Below are 18,820 nucleotides of genomic sequence, written 5' to 3' on the forward strand. Positions count from 1 at the left end.
ACACGGGCACCTAGCAGACATTCAACGCGCCGGGTTTGAGTGCGTCCTCGGTCTGGCGCCTGATTTCAGCCGCTTCAACCGGCATGCGCTCACTGGTAATCACGTTCATTTGCTCGACGTAGTCGGTATCGGTCAGTGTCTGGCGTTGATCGAATACCCGCTGCGCGCGTTCGTGGAAAGAACCCAGTACGTCTTCAAACCGTCCTTGAAAGCGTCTTTTCAAATAGTCGATCCAGAACGGCAACCCGACTATAAAGTCCAACAATTCGGATGAAAGCTCGGCCACCCGAACCTTGTCAGCGGCAGCCACCAAATCCTTATTCGTCACCTCGGCCAATTGCCCAAAGCGCATATGCCTGGGTTGGCCGGGCAGGTCTAACTTGTCGGCCAGACCTATGCGAAACGCCAGGCTCACTTCCAACGGGTCGGCGCTGGGATGACTGAGGCTGTGGCTGCGGGCATAGCGTTCAACCTGGTCGAGCCGAAACAGGCCCTTACTCAACTTCAGCAGCGGCTCAGCCGTCAACTGGCCGCTCTCGACGCCTTTTGAAGCCTCATGAAGAAGCGTCAGCACCTCAAGGTTGCTGAAGCTTGCAGCTGCAGCATCATCACAATTGAGTGGCGTAGCGGCACGGTCAAAGATTTCTGCACGCAAGCCTGCATCGGCTTCAGCAGCCTCCAACACCCACCACACCCGTTGGCTCATGTCCACGCGAACATTTTTTGCATCAGCGGTACTGCCCAGTCCGGCGAGGAGATTGAACAGCCCCTCGGAGCCCTCCTCGGCCCTGAGTGCTGCCCAGGTGGCGCGTTTCATCTCTATATCCGCCCCCATATCCTTTAACCAGCGCTCTTGCGCCCGTTGCTCAGTCAAACGGGCAGGATCATCCTCCAGGAAACCCATGCCGACACCGACGCGACTCCGGTAGGCACTGACCAACTGGCGGCTAGGCGTGTCCAGGGGGTTATCCCCCAAATGGAGCGTTTGTGCGAGAACTCGTGGGACTTCAGACAGCCACCGAGGCAGTGTCGTGATGTGATTGCCGCGCAGGTCAACCGTTTCCAGGTAGGGCGGGCGTCGAAACCCCGCTGGCAACTCCTTCAGAGAACAACTGTTCAGGAACAAGGCGCGCAAGTCGAACATCCGATCGATCAGCGGCGCGTTTAGCAGTGGGTTGTGGTTGAGGTTCAACACCCGCAGTTCGGTCAAGGTTGCAAGTTGCGTTCGACCAGCCTCCGTCAGTTGCAGTTGGTTGCAGTTCAAGTACAGGCGCCGCAGCAGGGACATCTGCGACAACACCGTCGGTACTTGGGTCAACTTGTTGCCCGCCAGGTCGAGCATATTGACCCCCTTGAAGCGCTCAAGAAAAGACCCGACCTGATCATCGAGGTCCATATTGCGCAACACCAAGCGACGCACATGACCAAAATCCACCCCGACGGGCAACTGGGGCAAAGCACCGACATTCAGGCCCTCCAGCTCCAGTCCGAACATCTCGATACCGCGCTCGTTGCGCAGCAGTGTTTTACGCTTCCAACTGCGCTCAATCGCCTTGGCGACTGCTTTGCGTCCGTCACGCAAATCACTCCTGGCCGAGCGTGAAAGGCCCTTTACAGCGGCTTTTTCGTCGCACCACCGTGCCAACGCGAGCTGTAGAGCCTTGAGCTGTTGCTGCAACACCTTGACGGCCCTGGCGCGCGACAAATGATCCGTGCCCATGTCTTGAAGCAACAACGTGAGCTGGCGTGAACTCAACTTGGGGTAGAGCTTGCAAAGCTTGCGCATCAAGGCTGCCGGCTGTGGCGCCAGCTCCTCCAGCAGCGCCTGAACACACGCCACCGCCGGCTCGGGCACTGCGCGCTCCGGCCAGAGGTAACGGGCAAGCGTCTTGCGCTCCGTTTCGGCCTTGCCCAGTAACTCTTGGTTCAAGTGGCTGGCACGTTGAGTCCCATTCAATCTCAGCGTGGCGATTTGATCAGCGGATAACGTCTCGGTCAGGGCTTGGTAAAAACCCTCCCCACCCGTTGCTAATGCCCCCAAGGCTTTGCCCCGTGCATCAAATGCCTGAAAGCCATCGGCAGACGCTACAACCGTCCGGTGCAATGTCGCCGCCTTCCCGCCGAGTTGCGCGATCACTTCGCCATTGAGCGAACCGCGGCGTAGCTGCAATGCCTGGGTCTGTGGCCAGTCGACAACTCGCCCCAGCAGCCCGACGGCCAGGCGCTGGGTGGCCTCATTGCCATATCTCGGCCAGTACAGACCACTGAGTGCGCGGTCTTCTTCAAGCAGTCGCAGGGCCTCTCGGGTTCGTTGCGCCAGCAACAGGGGCACCCGCCGTGTCTCGCGCAGGCGCACGCGCTGCCGGGTCGAAGCGTTGGAGAGCAGCTCCCAGGCCTGGCGATTCGGCAAGCCTGGGTAGTGATGAATAAGCAGCGCATGATCGCTGTGCGTAATAACGTTGGCTTCCTGGTACAGCTGATCATGAACCTGCCGATGGCTGCGTTCGAGCGACTTCAACAAGCGGCGCTTCAAGATCACTTCTGCTTCGCCAGGCTCTACGACGCCACCCAGCAATGCCTGTGTTTCCTCCGTGTCCAATGCGGCCAGCAGCGTAGGCATCACCTCGCCACGTTCAAGCTGCTTTTCGGTGATATGAATGCTCAGGTCTTCGTAGTCAAACGGCGCTGCATCAGGATAGCTTTCAAGCAGGTTGCCCTCCTCGTCCAGCACTTCAAAAAAGCGCCCGCGGGGCCAGCCGGGCATATGGGGCAATGCAAGCATTTGGGTGCGTGCCGTACTCAGATCCAACTGCGCCTGATGCTCAAGCTGCCAGGTCAGGTCACGCACTTTCTGCTCTTGCATGAAGCGCACTACTCCATCATTGAAACGTTCCGGCAATGGCAGGTTTTCCTGGGCCAGGTAACGCAACCGAGGCAGGGACAAATCGGCGATGGTTGCAAGTTCCCTCAACCGCTCCCCCGTCAGCGTCCCGAGGAATGAATTCGACCGCGTGATAATGTACGCAGGCTCTTCCCAGTCTTGAGGCCGCTCCCACTCAAACTGCCATCCCGCCGTGCCGTTGTGCTTGAGCGGGGGGCGGTACGCATCGCTGCGTAGCGGGTGAATGGCAGACCACTGCTTCACAGCGGCGTCATAGGCGATCGCATGCACCCGAGCTTCGATCTTGGCGTAAGCGTGTCCATTGGTCTTGTACACCCCCATGGCATTGGCAACCGTGCCGGAAACCACCTCCGGGGGGTATCGATATGCCGTTGTGCGGCGGCGCCATAACCACACGCTGCCGTCCGGCCGCTTGACGGCCTCCATGCCATCAAAAAACACCTCCGGTCGAGTCACCCATCGCTTGACCCCACCGAAGGCCTTCACCCCTACGGCGAACGCTGCCATGCCAGCGATGCTCTCCGCCACGCTGACCAAATGTTCAAGCGCCTCGGTTTTTTCATTGTGGCTCCAGTCGTCGATGCCCTCGAACATCTCGCCCAGTAACTGGCCAATACCCTCCCCCATCATCAATAGCCCAATCATCGGCACCTCGAACCCTGCAATGTTGAGCAGGGTCAAGCCTGCATCCAGGTAGCTTTGCAGGCGTTTCTGGCGAGCGTCATCATCGGCCTGTGCGGTGGGCACTGCCAATGTGATCGCATCCAGCAGCAGCTTGCCGGTGCACACATTGAAAAAGAACCTGGACAGGTTGCCCGGTTCCTCGATTGGCTCCAGCCGCGCCAGGGTTCGGCTCCTATCAAATCGCTGGAAGAACTGAAAGCGTTCGGTCTCGGCCAGGTAGCCGGTAAAAAAACGCCGATAAGCCTGCACTTGAAGTTTGAGCGTCAGGTATTGCTTGAAATCCTCCAGCGACGGGTACTCGTACCACCGCCGCGTCGGCTCGTTAGGCATGTACAACACCACCGGCCCCGTGGGAAAGCCGTCTTCGTTGGCATTGGCCAGGACCATCACGCCCCACACGCAGGCCCCCCCGATACTCAAACCTCGCCACACCATGGGCTTACCTTGAAAGAGCAGGTGCGCCATCTGGCTGGCCGGTAAGTCGCGCTTGATCAATTCAGACAGCAACGTGTAGGTCGGCGGGCTGACATCGCCCTTGGCATACGCAATATGCAAGTCAACCAGCATCTCCAAGCGCCGGGCATTGCCGAGCTGCAAGACTGCCGGGTTGTACCCTCGGTCAGACTCCAGCGCCGCTTCACTGGGCGCCGGCAGGTTGAACACATCGCGAAGGTGCAGTTGGTAGGCAGCGCCCAGGTCCAGTTCACGACAGTAACCCGCGAACGCCTCAGCACTGAGACCGCGCACGACCGTGTTCCCGGCACGAACGACCGAGCCTTTCGGCAGCTCGGCTCCATCCTGCGAGAAGTTCTGCATGGCCGCCTGCAGCAAGCTGTGCTTCTCAATCTTGATCTGATCATACGTCGGTCCGAAAACGCTGGTCATTGTGAAAGTGCGCCGCGGCACTTCCAGCATGTCGAGTTCGACATTCAGCGACGCATGCCCCTTGGCGGACAGAAACGCCTTGAGTTTCTCGGCGCAAAATTGTTTGAGCGGTTTGACACGCCCCAACAACCGAGCTGCCTGTTCGCGCGGTCGTTCACTCTGTTCATGGGCCTGTTGCAGCGCTTGGAGAGTGGCGGCATCGGCATCCTTCCACCAGGCGGGCAATTTTTGCTGCAACACCAGGGCTATATCCAGGTCTCCCGTCAGTTCCAACAGCGCGGCGGTAACGTCCTCCTCCGACACCGGCGTAACGGCGTGGCTTGAATCCTGTGTCTCAGTCATTGGCAATCATCCTTATTGCGTTGAGAAATACCGCCCAACGATAAGGCCGATCCTGGATTCAAATGACGCAAATACTCGGGCGATCAGGCACCCGACCCCCCGACTTTTTGCATGCATCCCAGCGTTGTTTACCGCCATTTAAGCCAACGCCACGGCACACGCAGACTGGCATTCAACCGATCAAGGCTCTTTGCCTTATAACCGATTGTTCTAAAACTCCCAGGATAGGCGTGTGTCAGTTTCTGGGTACGCGCCCTTCTGGGCGTATTGAGTGTTTCCCCTCCCCAACGGAAAAACCGGTAAGGAATTTATGTGCGGATTAGCTGGCGAATTACGTTTCGATGCCCAACCTGCCGACCTGGCTGCGATTGAGCGCATTACCCATCATCTGGCCCCCCGTGGGCCCGACGCCTGGGGCTTCCACGCCCAAGGGCCGATTGCCTTGGGGCATCGACGCCTGAAAATCATGGACCTGTCGGACGGCTCGGCCCAACCGATGGTCGATGCGCACCTGGGCCTGTCCCTGGCCTTCAACGGCGCGATCTATAACTTCCCGGAACTGCGTGAAGAGCTGGAAGCCCTGGGCTACGCCTTCTATTCCGGCGGCGACACCGAAGTGCTGCTCAAGGGCTATCACGCCTGGGGCGAAGCGCTGCTGCCCAAGCTCAACGGCATGTTTGCTTTTGCGATCTGGGAGCGTGACGCCCAGCGCCTGTTTATTGCCCGTGACCGCCTGGGCGTGAAGCCGTTATACCTGTCGCGTACCGGCCAGCGGTTGCGCTTCGCTTCGGCACTGCCGGCGTTGCTTAAAGGCGGCGACATCAATCCGATCCTGGATCCGGTTGCGCTTAACCATTACCTGAACTTCCACGCCGTGGTGCCTGCACCGCGCACCTTGCTCGCCGGCGTCGAAAAAATGCCGCCGGCCAGTTGGATGCGCATCGACGCCAGCGGCAACACCGAGCAGAAAGTGTGGTGGACCCTGCCCTACGGCCCACACGACGATGAAAAAAACCTCACTCTCGAAGACTGGACCGACCGCGTGCTCGACAGCACCCGCGAAGCCGTGGCCATTCGCCAACGTGCGGCTGTGGATGTGGGCGTGCTGCTTTCCGGTGGCGTCGATTCGAGCATGCTCGTCGGCCTGCTGCGTGAAGTGGGCGTACAGGATCTGTCGACGTTTTCCATCGGTTTTGAAGATGCCGGTGGCGAAGCGGGCAACGAGTTCCAGTACTCGGACCTGATCGCCAAGCACTACGGCACCCGTCACCACCAACTGCGCATTGCCGAAAGCGAGATCATCGAGCAACTGCCCGCCGCGTTCCGCGCGATGAGCGAGCCGATGGTCAGCCACGACTGCATCGCCTTCTACCTGCTGTCGCGGGAAGTGGCCAAACATTGCAAAGTGGTACAGAGCGGCCAGGGCGCGGATGAACTGTTCGCCGGTTACCACTGGTACCCGCAGGTGGACGGGGCGAGCGATCCCTACGCGGCTTATCGCGAGGCTTTTTTCGACCGTAGCTACGACGACTACGCGGCCACTGTCGCGCCGAAATGGCTGACTGCCAACGACGCCGCCGGCGACTTTGTGCGCGAACATTTCGCCATGCCCGGCGCCGACGCCGCCGTGGACAAGGCCCTGCGCCTGGACAGCACGGTGATGCTGGTGGACGACCCGGTCAAACGTGTCGACAACATGACCATGGCCTGGGGCCTGGAAGCGCGCACGCCGTTTCTGGACTATCGCCTGGTGGAACTCTCGGCCCGTGTGCCTGGCAAGTTCAAACTGCCTGATGGCGGCAAGCAGGTGTTGAAAGAAGCTGCGCGTCGCGTGATCCCGAGCGAAGTCATCGACCGCAAAAAAGGCTATTTCCCGGTGCCGGGCCTCAAGCACTTGCAGGGCGATACCCTGAACTGGGTACGCGAACTGCTACTCGACCCGAGCCAGGATCGTGGCCTGTTCAATCCCGCGATGCTCGACCGTTTGCTCACTGACCCGCAAGGCCAATTGACCCCGCTGCGCGGCTCCAAGTTGTGGCAGCTGGCGGCGCTGAACCTATGGCTCAGCGAACAAGGAATCTGATCGATGAAACCCCATGCAGCGGCTTACAGCCAACGCTTGCTCAAAGGCCAGGCGCCCACTTATGAGCGCCTGCAAGCGCGCCTGGCGGAAGATGGCAGCCCCTTGGCAGCCGAACCAATTGCCGTGCATTGCGGTTGGGGCCGGCTGTTGATCGGTCATACATTCCCAGACCCTGCCAGCCTCGCCCAAGAGTTGCTCAACGAGCAGCCGGGCGAACGGGATATCGCACTGTATGTGGCGGCGCCCCAGCAGATTCTGGGGATTGATCCGCAGCAGTTGTTCCTTGACCCGTCCGATACCTTGCGCCTGTGGTTCAGCGACTATCGCCCGGCCACTCGGGTGTTTCGCGGTTTCCGCATTCGCCGGGTCCAGACCGAGGCGGATTGGTTGGCGGTGAATCAGTTGTATCAAGGCCGCGGCATGTTGCCGGTCGACGCCGAACGCCTCACACCGCGCCATCAAGGTGGCCCGGTGTATTGGCTGGCGGAAGACGAAGACAGCGGCGCGGTGATCGGCAGCGTCATGGGCCTCAATCACCAAAAGGCCTTTCACGACCCGGAAAACGGTTGCAGCCTGTGGTGCCTGGCAGTCGATCCGCAATGCACGCGGCCCGGCGTGGGCGAAGTATTGGTGCGCCATTTGGTGGAGCACTTCATGAGCCGTGGCCTGAGCTATCTGGACTTGTCGGTGTTGCACGATAACCGCCAGGCCAAGAACCTTTACGCCAAGCTTGGCTTTCGCGCGCTGACCACTTTTGCGATCAAGCGCAAGAACGGCATCAACCAGCCGCTGTTTCTCGGCCCGGGCCCACAGGCGGGGTTCAATCCCTATGCGCGGATCATTGTCGAGGAAGCCCATCGGCGTGGCATCGACGTGCAAGTGGATGACGCCGATGCGGGCTTGTTCACGCTGAGCCATGGCGGGCGTCGCGTGCGTTGCCGTGAATCCTTGAGCGATTTGACCAGCGCCATCAGCATGACCCTGTGCCAGGACAAAAGCCTGACCCACAAAGTGCTGAAAGCCGCCGGTTTGAAACTGCCGTCACAGCAACTCGCGGGCAGCGCGGATGACAACCTGGAGTTTCTCGACGAACACCAGCGCATCGTGGTCAAGCCGTTGGATGGCGAACAAGGCCAGGGTGTGGCAGTGGATCTGCAAAGCATCGAGGAGGTGCAGCAGGCGATTGAAGCCGCGCGGCAGTTCGACAGCCGTGTGTTGCTGGAGAGCTTTCACGAAGGGTTGGACCTGCGCATCCTGGTGATTGGTTTCGAGGTGGTCGCCGCTGCGATCCGTCGCCCTGCCGAAGTGACCGGTGATGGCCACCATTCCATCGGCGCGTTGATCGAAGCCCAGAGCCGTCGCCGCCAGGCCGCCACCGACGGTGAAAGCAAAATCCCGTTGGATGCCGAAACCGAACGCACCTTGAAAGCCGCCGGTTTCGACTACAGCAGCATCCTGCCCCGTGGTCAGACCCTGGCCGTGCGCCGCACCGCCAACCTGCACACCGGCGGGTGCCTTGAAGATGTCACCGCGATCCTGCACCCAACGCTGGTGGACGCCGCCGTGCGCGCCGCCCGTGCCCTGGACATCCCAATGGTGGGTCTGGACCTGATGGTGCCCGCCGCCGATCAACCCGAATACGTGTTTATCGAAGCCAATGAACGGGCCGGCCTGGCCAATCATGAACCGCAGCCTACCGCGGAGAAATTTGTGGATTTGCTGTTTCCCCATAGCTGAACGATCCGAACCCCAGGAGTCTTTATGAGCCGAACCATCCCCGAACCGGATCTGAATTACCTGCAAAAAGTCCTGCTGGAAATGCTCGCTATTCCCAGCCCTACCGGATTTACCGACACCATCGTGCGTTACGTCGCCGAGCGCCTGGAAGAACTGGGCATTCCCTTCGAAATGACCCGGCGCGGCACCATCCGCGCTACGTTGAAAGGCCAAAAAAACAGCCCAGACCGCGCCGTGTCCGCTCACCTGGACACCATCGGCGCCGCCGTGCGTGCAATCAAGGACAATGGCCGCCTGAGCCTGGCACCGGTGGGCTGCTGGTCGAGCAGGTTCGCCGAGGGCAGCCGCGTCAGCCTGTTCACCGATAACGGTGTGATCCGTGGCAGCGTGTTGCCGCTGATGGCCTCCGGGCATGCGTTCAACACCGCCGTGGATGAAATGCCGGTGAGCTGGGATCACGTGGAACTTCGCCTCGACGCCTACTGCGCGACCCGCGCCGATTGCGATTCCCTGGGGATTGGCATCGGTGACTATGTGGCCTTCGACCCGTTGCCGGAATTCACCGAGAGCGGCCACATCAGCGCCCGCCACCTGGATGACAAGGCCGGTGTCGCCGCCCTGCTCGCCGCGCTCAAGGCCATCGTCGACAGTGGCGAACCCCTGCTGATCGACTGCCATCCGCTGTTCACCATCACCGAGGAAACCGGCAGCGGTGCGGCTGCTGCCTTGCCTTGGGACGTCAGTGAGTTTGTCGGCATCGATATCGCCCCGGTCGCCCCCGGCCAGCATTCAAGCGAGCACGCGGTAAGCGTGGCGATGCAGGATTCCGGCGGGCCGTATGACTATCACCTGTCGCGGCATTTGCTGCGCCTGGCGTCGGAGAATGAATTACCCGTGCGCCGCGACCTCTTCCGCTATTACTTCAGCGATGCACATTCAGCGGTCACCGCCGGCCACGATATCCGCACGGCCTTGCTGGCGTTCGGTTGCGATGCGACCCATGGCTACGAGCGTACCCACATCGATAGCCTCGCGGCCCTGAGTCGTTTGCTGGGTGCTTACATTCTCAGCCCGCCAGTGTTCGCCAGTGATGCGCAACCGGCCCAGGGCTCCCTTGATCGATTCAGCCATCAGATCGAGCACGAGACGCAGATGGAGAGCGATACCCGTGTGCCATCGGTGGACAGCCTGGTGGGCAACAAGTCCTGAGGCTGGCAACTATGATCCCGGCGCAGTAGCATCGCCGGGATCCATCACCCGAGGCTTGTATGCTGATTCCCTACGACGCACTTGAAGTCGACACCCTCACCCGCCTCATCGAAGACTTTGTCACCCGTGACGGCACCGACAATGGCGACGACACGCCCCTGGAAACCCGCGTGCTGCGCGTGCGCCGGGCATTGACCAAGGGCCAGGCACTGATCGTGTTCGACCCGGAGAGCGAGCAGTGCCAGTTGATGCTCAAGCACGACGTGCCCAAGCATCTGTTCGACTGACCGGGTTTCAAGGGTTGGGCACAGGCTCCGGATGCGTTCTGGCGCCTTGGCGTTCGAGGATTTTCTGGTACACCTCCGCTCGATGAACCGGCACCCCGGCCGGCGCGCCAACGCCGAATTTCACCTGGTTACCGTTCAACTCAAGGATGTGCACGGCGATGTCATCGCCGATGGAAATGACTTCGCCTACACCGCGGCTTAGGACCAGCATGGCGGTTGTCCTTTTAACAATGAAAGGACCTCGACCATGCGCGCACTGGGTGGGCCGCAGCAATGGCTCGCGACGAAAACAGGCACTGCCTACAAGAGCAGGTAAATTACCTGACAGAGCACTGCCTGATCAGCCCTTGGCCGCCTGCGCTTTGGCGCGCATTTTGTCGGCCATAGTGGTCATCTCGTCATAGAGCAACTGCGGGTTCTTTTGCTTCAAGGCCCACGCCATCCGCCCTTGTTCATGGGGCAGGATCATGAACTCGCCCTCTGCCACGCGCTGGTAGATGTAATCGGCAATCTGCGCCGCCGAAATCGGCGAGCTTTCAAGCAACTTGCCCACCTGGGCCTTCATCGCCGGGGTTGGCCCACGAAACGAATCGAGCAGGTTGGTCTGGAAGAACGATGGACACACCACGTGCACGCCGACTTCCTGCTGCTTGAGTTCCACCAGCAGGCTTTCCGACAGCGCGACCACGCCGGCCTTGGCTACGTTGTAGTTGCTCATCGCCGGCCCCTGCATCAATGCCGCCATGGACGCGATGTTGATGATGCGACCCTTGCTCTTTTCCAGCAGCGGCAGGAACGCTTTGCAGCCCTTGACCACGCCCATCAGGTTGATTGCGATCTGCCAATCCCAGTCCTCCAGGGACAGTTCGGCAAAGAACCCACCGGAGGCCACGCCGGCATTGTTGACGATCACATCGATGCCACCCAACTTGACCTCGCAAGCCTGGGCAAACGCGGTGAGCTGGCTGTAGTCGCGCACATCGCAACGCTGGATAAACCCGTCGCCGCCTGCCTCGCGTACCAGTTTAAGAGTTTCCTGCAGGCCCGGCTCGCTGACGTCCGACAAAGCCAACTGCCACCCTTCACGGGCCCAACGCAAAGCGATTTCGCGGCCCAGGCCCGACCCGGCACCAGTGATCATCATGCGATTTTGCATAAGAAGTAGCCTTGTGGTTCACGGAAGAAGTGACCGGCAGTGTAGCGAAGGTCTTTCCTGCCCCCATCCACCATCAGAATGATGAATGCCCCTGGCAAACCGGCAGCTGGGTCGGAGGCTCGCGTATAGCCTAAGTTCAATATTTTTCAACTAACCACGCACATTCGCGAACGCATTAAAAGAAATAAGCAAGTTTGCGAAATGCTTTAAAAAAATACTGAATTTTCCGCAGTTGTCGACAGTCGGAGTTGTTAAGGCGTTCGTGAATCAACTAGCGGGCCTATCGTAAATAACCGGTCTTTGCAGAAGGCCAATAAGGAAAAAAACCATGAGCCTCATTCTGATCATTATCCTGATCCTCCTGCTGGTCGGTGGTCTGCCAGTATTCCCTCACTCGCGCAACTGGGGTTATGGCCCGTCGGGTATTCTGGGTGTCGTACTGGTGGTCCTGCTGGTACTGTTGTTGCTCGGCCGGATATAAAAGCCAACCCCTCTAGGATTGAGCTTGTTCGCGAAGATCGTTAACGGTGACACGGAGTTTCTGAATAAACGCGTTGCCCTTGCGTTTTTCGCGGGCAAGCCCGCTCCTACAGTAAACAAAGCAAAAAAAAGAGGCCTTTGAAGGCCTCTTTTTTATTGCCGGTTAATTAGTCCGGCTTACCGTCAACTACGCCGGCAGTGTTATCCAACAGGCTCTTGGTTGCCGTCTGCAGGAATGACTCCAGCTTCTGCCGTAATGCAGCTTCGTCCGGCGATTCAGCAATCACTTTGCCGGTCGGGTTGGCGCCCAGCTCATATTCCCACAGCTTGGGCGGCATTTCCTTCGGCAGTACCAACACCCGGTCGCCGGTGAGCAACGCGACCGTCTGGTCGCTGCCTGAAGGCTTGATCACGCCAAAGCCCTTGTCGCCTTCCGGCAGGTTCAGCAGGTCGCGACCCCAGCACTGGTGCAGGGTTTCGCCACCCAGGCGGCCCATGATGGTCGGCACGATGTCGATCTGGGTGCCGACGGTGTGGTCACGCTCGCCGAACTTCTCTTGGATGCCTGGTGCAATCATCAGCATCGGCACGTTGAAGCGGCCCAGATCCATTTCGGTGATTTGCTGCTCGTTACCGAAGCCGTGGTCGCCCACGATGACGAACAGGGTTTCCTTGAAGTACGGCTCCTTGCGGGCTTTTTCAAAGAACTGGCCCAAGGCCCAGTCGGAGTAGCGCATCGCCGTCAAATGCTCGTCGAGGCTGCCACGACCCGTGACCTTCTCCACCGGCAATGGCGTCGGCAAGGCATACGGCGTGTGGTTGGACAGGGTTTGCAGCAAGGCATAGAACGGCTTGCCGCCTTCGCGGGCTTTCAATTCTTCCAGGCCACGGTTGAACATATCCTGGTCGGACACGCCCCAGGTCGGGTCGGAGAACACCGGGTCGACGAAGTCGTTACGACCGATGAAGTTGGTCATGCCCTGGTTGCTGAAAAAGCCCGACTGGTTGTCCCAGGCGAAATCGCCGTTGTAGACATACACATCGTCAAACTTGCGCGCACTGAGCAACTGCGGGAGGCCCGACAGCTTGTGGCTGCCTTCAGGGGTCTGCATCAGGTATTCGAACGCCGGCAGGTTCGGGAAGCACGCCATGGTGGCGAACATCCCCTGGTGGGTGTGCGTGCCGTTGGAGAAGAAACGGTCGAACAGCAAGCCTTCCTTGGACAGTTTGTCGAAGTACGGCGTGATATTGCCCGGACGCCCCAGCGCGCCTACCGAGTGACCGGCGAAGCTTTCCATCAGGATCACGACGACGTTCTTGATCGGCAGGGTTTTCTCGGCCGGCGGAGTGAACTCACGGCGCACGGCGGCGGTGTCGGTATCCACCAGTTTTTCGGTCGGCAGCACCAGCATGTCACGCACGGTCTGGGTCGCCAGCGGCTGCTCCAGTGTGGCTTTCCAGGTATTGTCACGGTGTTCAGAGAAACGTGCCTTGGCCGCACCGATCAACGACAGCGTGCCATTGAGGCCCAACTGGTTGGCGAAGTTCGAGTCGGTGGTGTACACGTCCCCCCAACGCAGCGGCGGGCCCTGGCGCAGGGTGCCACGAATGGCGACCACGGCGATCAGCAGGCAGACCACAAACACCGCAATGCGGGTGTACCACGGTGCCACTTGACGGGTGCCGATACTGCCACCGCTGAACGGCCCGCGTGGGCGCGTTGCGCGGTCGGCGCCCTTAAAGGCCATGCTCAGGATCAGCGTCCCCACGGCCCAGGCCAGCAGGTAGCGCACCACCGGGAAACCGTACCAGAGCATGCTCATCACGGTTTTCGGGTCTTCCTTCACATATTGGAAGACCAGACCGTTGAGGCGCTGGTGGAATTCACGGTAGAAGTCCATTTCCATCAGGCCCAGGAACAGGGCAATGCTGGACGCGACGGTCAGCCACAGACGGAAGAACCCACGCGCGGCCATGGCGCGGACGCTGAACAGCGCCAGCAGCAGCGGAACCAACGCGTACATCACAAAGCGGATGTCGAAGCGCGTGCCATTGACAAACGCTTCCAGGAAGGTCGAGGCCGGCGTGTCGAGGATCATTTCGCGGTTGTACACCAGCAGCGCCAGGCGCAGCAGGGAGAACATCACCATCATGACCAGTGCGCAGAGCAGCGTGTACGCCAGATGGGATTTGACGGTCGGTTGCAGCAAGCGATTTGAAGCTCGCTGCTGATTCAGGGCGTCCGGGTTTGCCATGTCGTTTTAGGACCCATTGGAAGTTTAAGTGACGAAGTGGTGCAGTGGCGCGAATGGTGCCCGATCAATGCCAGCAAGGCTATTAATTACTGAACGCACACCGCAGCCCCGCCTTTAGTGGCGCTTGGAATAGAGCCCTGGCAGGGAAATAAAGCCGGCGAATTGTCTTGGATGGGATGTGAAAATTCTGTGCAGCGAATATTTCGAAACATAAATCTAATGATGTGCCGAAACCAATGTGGGAGCGGGCTTGCTCGCGAATGCAGTGTGTCAGTCGAAACATCCGTGACCGATAGACTGCATTCGCGAGCAAGCCCGCTCCCACATGGACTGTGCCCAGTCTAGATCGATTGGATAATCAAATCCGCACGTTGCCCCGCGGTCCGGCGATTGCCCAGATGATCAGCCCCAGCACCGGCAGCAGCAGGATCAACAGGATCCACAGCACCTTGGCGCCCGTGCTCGCGCCGCTTTTGAACACGTTGATGATCGCCCAGATATCCAGCGCCAGAATGATCAGCCCGATCAAGCCATTAAAAGTGGAACCCATGGTGTCGCTCCTAAGTGAGGGCATGCACTTGTAGGATAGTCAGCGCTGGCGGGGGTTCCGTTTTATTTTCAGACGTGAGCGGCGATCTTTAGCGCTTCCAGGGACGGCTCAGCCTTGATGCCGACTTCAGCGCACAGCGCCAGCACGCGGGGCAGATCGTTACCGTACACCAGCACGGCCTGGATCTCGTCATCCAACAGTTGACTGAAATTGAGCAGCACATAGCCACCGTCTTCCGGGCTCAGCGCACTCATCTGGATCTGGATGCGGTTCAGCGCGGTGAGGTCTTCGGTCTTCGCAAGCTGCTTGGGCTTGAGGTTGAATGCCACGCCAGGACCAAACGAGGCGACGATCTGCGCGAACAGGTCGCCGTAGGTGTCGGCCTGGAACAACGCGGTCTCCGGCAGGCTGCCGACGACGACCCACTCCCCCAACGGAATCGGGAAGCTGTCGTCGTAGTTGATATCGGGGTTGGCCGCCAGAAATGCCACGGGGTCCGCGTAGGCCTGGGCCGCCTCATCGGCAATGCGCGCCACTTCGTCCTCGCTCATGACACCGGCGCTGATTTTGCTGATGAGTTCGACGAGGGCGGTTTTCATGGGTGTTGTCCTGTGGCGGGCGGGTTTTCGAGGGCGCGTAGCCTACACCAGTTTTTGCAACTTCGCCGCCGTATCCACTGCGCCCATGGTGTGTGCTGCCGCCAACGCGGTTGCGCCTTGGGCATCAGTAGCCTTGGGGTTGGCGCCCTGGCCGAGCAGGTAGTCGAGCATTTCGACGCGATTGAACATCGCCGCCATCATCAATGCTGTACGGCCATCGGAGGACGACGCATCCACTGGCGCACCGCCTTCGATCAGTGCCTTGACGACCTCCAGGTTGCCCTTGAACGCCGCGCCAGCCATCGGCAACTGGTTCTTGTCGTTGGCAATCAGAGGGTCAGCCTTGAATTCCAGCAGTACTTTTACCGCGTCGGCATGACCGTGGTAGGCCGCCAACATCAGCAGGGTGTCGCCATTGTGATTACGGAAGTTTGCCGGCAAGCCCTTGGCCAGTAGCGCGGCAAGCATGGCGGCGTCGCCTTTGCGGGCGACGTCGAACACCTGCTCGGCAAATTCTGCAGCTTCATCATCGGTCATTTGTTTGGCTTGTTCTGACATGTGGGGCTCCTTGTCTGGTCCTTTATATGGCGCCCAGTGTCGCGACGGAGTTCCCACCTGTCATGGCTTTTTTGTCAAAAGGCGCCATAGGCAGAATCAATAACGCAGCTTTTAATAACGGAACTGGCCACCTTGGATCTGCGCCAACAATTGTCCCGTCACCGGCACATAGCAGTCCGAACCCGGCAACCAGGCATAGACCGGGTCATTGCCCGCTTTTTCAGGGTCGAACGCCTCCTCCTTGAGCTTTACCTTCTGGTATTTGAACGTACCCGTGGTTTCCATCTTGACCTTGATACGCAGGAACAACGGCACCGCGTAATGCGGCAACTGGCCGTGGGCGAATTGCAGCAACTCACGCATATCCAATGAGGCCAGGGATTCGCTCGGGGTGATGGCAACCATGCCGGCGCGACCGTTGGTGTTTTCGATTTCCACACCGTAGGCCACCACTTCAGCGATCTGCGGGTGCTGCAGCAGCACGTTCTCGACTTCGGTCGTCGAGACGTTTTCGCCCTTCCAGCGATAGGTGTCGCCCAAGCGGTCGACAAATTGCGCATGACCGAAGCCGATGCTGCGCACCAGATCGCCGGTATTGAAGTAGCGGTCGCCCTTCTCGAATACGTCGGTGAGGATGACCTTGCGGTTCTTTTCCGGGTCGGTGTAGCCGTCATAGGGTGACTTTTCATCGATCCTGGCCAATAGCAGGCCTTGTCCACCCGTCTTCACTTTATGCATGAAGCCATCGCTGCCACGAATCGGCTCACCGCTGTCGTGGGCGTAGTCCACCAGCGCCCAGTGCTGAAGGCAAAAGCCGACGGTGTTATCGAAATTCAGAATGTTGGTGAACCCGATATTGCCGTCGCTGGCGGCATACAACTCGCAGACATGCTCAACCCCGTACCGCGCCTTGAACTGCGCCCACACGCCAGGACGCAGGCCATTGCCGACCATCTTGGTCACACCGTGATCACGGTCGTTGAGGTTGGCCGGTTGATCGAGCAGGTAACGGCACAATTCACCGACATAACCCAAGGTGGTCGCCTTGAACCGGCGGGCCTCATCCCAGAACTGGCTGGCGCTGAACTTGCGCCGGATGGCGAACCCTGATGCCCCGACAATCGCCGAGCCCCAACACACGCAGAGGCCGGTGGCGTGGTACAGCGGCAAGGTGCAATAGAGGACATCGTCCGGGCCCATGTCCAAGGCGATGCTGCCGAAGCTGACAGCGGTTTTGGTCCAGCGGCCATGTTTCATGATGCCGGCCTTGGGCAGGCCCGTGGTGCCGGAGGTGTAGATATAGAAGCAGGGATCGTTGAAGAAGATCTGCGCGGTGCTGGCCGGGTTATCCACCGGGGCGTCGGCGCTGGCGGCTATCAGATCGGAGTACCCGTCAGGCAGCGCGCTGGCCTGTTGGTCAGCGACAAACCAGGTGCGCTCGGCGGGAATTTCCACTTGATTGCGTACGGCCTCGTATGAAGCCACCAATTCCGCGCCCACCACAATCGCCGCCGGGCTCACCAGGTTCAGGCTGTGCACCAGCGCCGCTTGGGTCTGCGCCGTATTGAGCATGGCGCAGATGCCGCCCAACTTGGCTACAGCCAGCACATTCAGCAGCAGCTCGGGACGGTTTTCGATAAACATCGCTACCACATCGCCCTTGCGAATGCCCTGGGCCTGCAAGTGGTGGGCGATACGGTTGGCGGACTGGTTGGCTTGCGTGTAGGTGAGCACGCGGTCGGCGTACAACAAAGCGGTGCCCTGTGGATTGCGCAGGGTAGCTTGCTCGAAGTGCCAGCCCAGGCCACAGGGCTGCTGAGGGTCGGTGACGTTGGCGGCACGCATGCCGCGCACCACCCGTGGCAGGGCGCGAACAATGGCAGGCACCTTACGCAGCATCATGCCCCAGGTGATCATGTCGTTTTGCGAATGGCTCATGGGAACGTCCTTTTTCTTATTCTTCGTAAACCTTGCGGGAAAGTACGTCAGCCTCTCTTCGGCTGTACACGCAGGATTTGAAAAGTTTTGTATCCCGATGAACGCCCGCTGAAAAAAGGAATTCAGCGACGCCGATGCAGTCTCTAGGAATAAGGGTGGGCCCGTTCGGCGCCGTGGAGCCACGCAAAATGCAGGATGCATGATGGCCATTCATGCAAATTGCACGAAACCGAAAATTTGTAATTTTTATATCTTATTGATTTATAACGATATTTCACAAAACCAATAGCTGGCACAATCACTGCACCTATCTCTCCATGCTTGCCAACTTGAGCCAATGGAGCTGATAGACATGAGCCTGATCCAAGATAAATTCGCTTCAGTATTCTCCAACTACGACGTCACCACCCAGCCACGTCCCGACGGCGGCATCCTCTTGACCCTGCGCAACAGCGAAGGCAAGCAGGTCAAGCGCTCCATCTCCTACCAGCAGTTGCACACGGCCGACCAATTGACCTGGGTGATCAGCGCTATCCGCCGCGACCTGGCTGAACAAGCCAGCGACCTGCCACAGATTTCGATGCTGCAAAGCCAGAACCGCTTTGCCCTGCCGACCTACCACTCGGCCTAAGCAGCAGATAAAGCAAGGGGCCGCGACACCCTAGGGTGTCGCGGCCCTTTTTCCATGTATTCAACAAAGCCCCTTGCGCGCCGCTTCGTTCATTGCCTAGACACGGTTATTGACCTCCAACTTGCCGTAGATATTGCGCAAATGGAATTTCACCGTGGCTTCAGACGTGGCGCGTATCTGGCTGATCTCCCACACCGTCTTGCCTCCCGAGGCCCAGCGCAGTATTTCCAGCTCCGTGGGCGTCAGACTCTTGCCCGCCAGATTAATGCGCCGCCTGACAGCGTTGGGCACCGAATACGGCGCCTGGAACAATTCCCGTGGGCCTCTCATTGGTTTCTCTCCATTTTTATTGACTGACGCCCTATCACCCTTCGAATTCCTCCTATTGACGGATGATATAAACGTTATTGCCGGGGAGAGTTACATAAGGCGTGGGACTAAAGCGCGCCCCCCACAATAAACAGCAAGACCCTACAGGAGCTTAAGTTTCTTCCTACAACAACTTGCAACATGCGGGGATTGAA

Annotated in this window: 15 protein-coding genes; 6 read left to right on the forward strand and 9 right to left on the reverse strand. The window is 59.3% G+C overall.

Annotation, left to right across the window (positions count from 1 at the left end; all coding sequences use genetic code 11):
- Window positions 1–10 precede the first annotated feature (10 nt).
- On the reverse strand, window positions 11–4,708 hold the full coding sequence (locus tag U367_RS0112595) for an NEL-type E3 ubiquitin ligase domain-containing protein (RefSeq protein ID WP_161634122.1): 4,698 nt from the start codon (window positions 4,706–4,708) through the stop codon (window positions 11–13).
- 415 nt (window positions 4,709–5,123) lie between these two features.
- Between U367_RS0112595 and U367_RS0112600 the strand changes: the two genes are divergently transcribed.
- The 4 genes from U367_RS0112600 to U367_RS0112615 are packed head-to-tail and all read left to right on the forward strand — an operon-like array spanning window position 5,124 to window position 10,129.
- Complete coding sequence (locus U367_RS0112600; protein ID WP_028617244.1) at window positions 5,124–6,896, forward strand: N-acetylglutaminylglutamine amidotransferase; 1,773 nt, start codon at window positions 5,124–5,126, stop codon at window positions 6,894–6,896.
- A 3-nt stretch (window positions 6,897–6,899) separates the two neighbouring features.
- Complete coding sequence (ngg, locus tag U367_RS0112605; RefSeq protein WP_028617245.1) at window positions 6,900–8,633, forward strand: N-acetylglutaminylglutamine synthetase; 1,734 nt, start codon at window positions 6,900–6,902, stop codon at window positions 8,631–8,633.
- Between the two features lie 24 nt (window positions 8,634–8,657).
- Window positions 8,658–9,842 carry an osmoprotectant NAGGN system M42 family peptidase gene (locus U367_RS0112610; RefSeq protein WP_016976388.1) on the forward strand — a complete coding sequence of 395 codons (1,185 nt, stop codon included), beginning with the start codon at window positions 8,658–8,660 and terminating at the stop codon, window positions 9,840–9,842.
- A 59-nt stretch (window positions 9,843–9,901) separates the two neighbouring features.
- Window positions 9,902–10,129, forward strand: a complete 228-nt coding sequence (locus U367_RS0112615) for a YheU family protein (protein ID WP_028617246.1) — start codon at window positions 9,902–9,904, stop codon at window positions 10,127–10,129.
- A gap of 7 nt (window positions 10,130–10,136) precedes the next feature.
- On the opposite strand, the gene csrA is transcribed toward U367_RS0112615, so the two are convergent.
- Both csrA and U367_RS0112625 read right to left on the reverse strand, forming a co-directional pair.
- Window positions 10,137–10,340 (reverse strand): carbon storage regulator CsrA, encoded by a 204-nt coding sequence (csrA, locus tag U367_RS0112620; RefSeq protein ID WP_028617247.1) that lies wholly within the window; start codon window positions 10,338–10,340, stop codon window positions 10,137–10,139.
- Window positions 10,341–10,469: 129 nt separating this feature from the next.
- Window positions 10,470–11,285 carry an SDR family oxidoreductase gene (locus U367_RS0112625; protein ID WP_028617248.1) on the reverse strand — a complete coding sequence of 272 codons (816 nt, stop codon included), beginning with the start codon at window positions 11,283–11,285 and terminating at the stop codon, window positions 10,470–10,472.
- A 328-nt stretch (window positions 11,286–11,613) separates the two neighbouring features.
- Here U367_RS0112625 and U367_RS1000000130890 point away from each other — a divergent pair, with 328 nt between their 5' ends.
- Window positions 11,614–11,766, forward strand: coding sequence for a DUF3309 family protein (locus U367_RS1000000130890; protein WP_015885095.1), 153 nt, complete (start codon window positions 11,614–11,616; stop codon window positions 11,764–11,766).
- Between the two features lie 166 nt (window positions 11,767–11,932).
- On the opposite strand, the gene U367_RS0112635 is transcribed toward U367_RS1000000130890, so the two are convergent.
- The 5 genes from U367_RS0112635 to U367_RS0112655 form a co-directional block, all read right to left on the reverse strand.
- Window positions 11,933–14,020 carry an LTA synthase family protein gene (locus U367_RS0112635; RefSeq protein WP_028617249.1) on the reverse strand — a complete coding sequence of 696 codons (2,088 nt, stop codon included), beginning with the start codon at window positions 14,018–14,020 and terminating at the stop codon, window positions 11,933–11,935.
- 358 nt (window positions 14,021–14,378) lie between these two features.
- Complete coding sequence (locus tag U367_RS0112640; protein WP_003172956.1) at window positions 14,379–14,570, reverse strand: PLDc N-terminal domain-containing protein; 192 nt, start codon at window positions 14,568–14,570, stop codon at window positions 14,379–14,381.
- A gap of 68 nt (window positions 14,571–14,638) precedes the next feature.
- A complete protein-coding gene (locus U367_RS0112645) occupies window positions 14,639–15,169 on the reverse strand; it encodes a hypothetical protein (protein ID WP_028617250.1) in 531 nt (176 codons plus the stop codon).
- A gap of 42 nt (window positions 15,170–15,211) precedes the next feature.
- On the reverse strand, window positions 15,212–15,727 hold the full coding sequence (locus U367_RS0112650) for an ankyrin repeat domain-containing protein (RefSeq protein WP_028617251.1): 516 nt from the start codon (window positions 15,725–15,727) through the stop codon (window positions 15,212–15,214).
- A gap of 111 nt (window positions 15,728–15,838) precedes the next feature.
- Window positions 15,839–17,665, reverse strand: a complete 1,827-nt coding sequence (locus U367_RS0112655) for a long-chain-acyl-CoA synthetase (protein ID WP_028617252.1) — start codon at window positions 17,663–17,665, stop codon at window positions 15,839–15,841.
- A gap of 352 nt (window positions 17,666–18,017) precedes the next feature.
- Here U367_RS0112655 and U367_RS0112660 point away from each other — a divergent pair, with 352 nt between their 5' ends.
- Window positions 18,018–18,296: a DUF3509 domain-containing protein gene (locus U367_RS0112660; protein ID WP_010208870.1), complete on the forward strand. Its 279-nt coding sequence runs from the start codon at window positions 18,018–18,020 to the stop codon at window positions 18,294–18,296.
- 96 nt (window positions 18,297–18,392) lie between these two features.
- On the opposite strand, the gene U367_RS01000000130095 is transcribed toward U367_RS0112660, so the two are convergent.
- Complete coding sequence (locus U367_RS01000000130095) at window positions 18,393–18,626, reverse strand: helix-turn-helix domain-containing protein (protein ID WP_050587876.1); 234 nt, start codon at window positions 18,624–18,626, stop codon at window positions 18,393–18,395.
- Between the last annotated feature and the right edge of the window lie 194 nt (window positions 18,627–18,820).

Origin of the sequence: Pseudomonas canadensis, assembly GCF_000503215.1 — a bacterium.
Classification (GTDB): Bacteria; Pseudomonadota; Gammaproteobacteria; order Pseudomonadales; family Pseudomonadaceae; genus Aquipseudomonas; species Aquipseudomonas canadensis.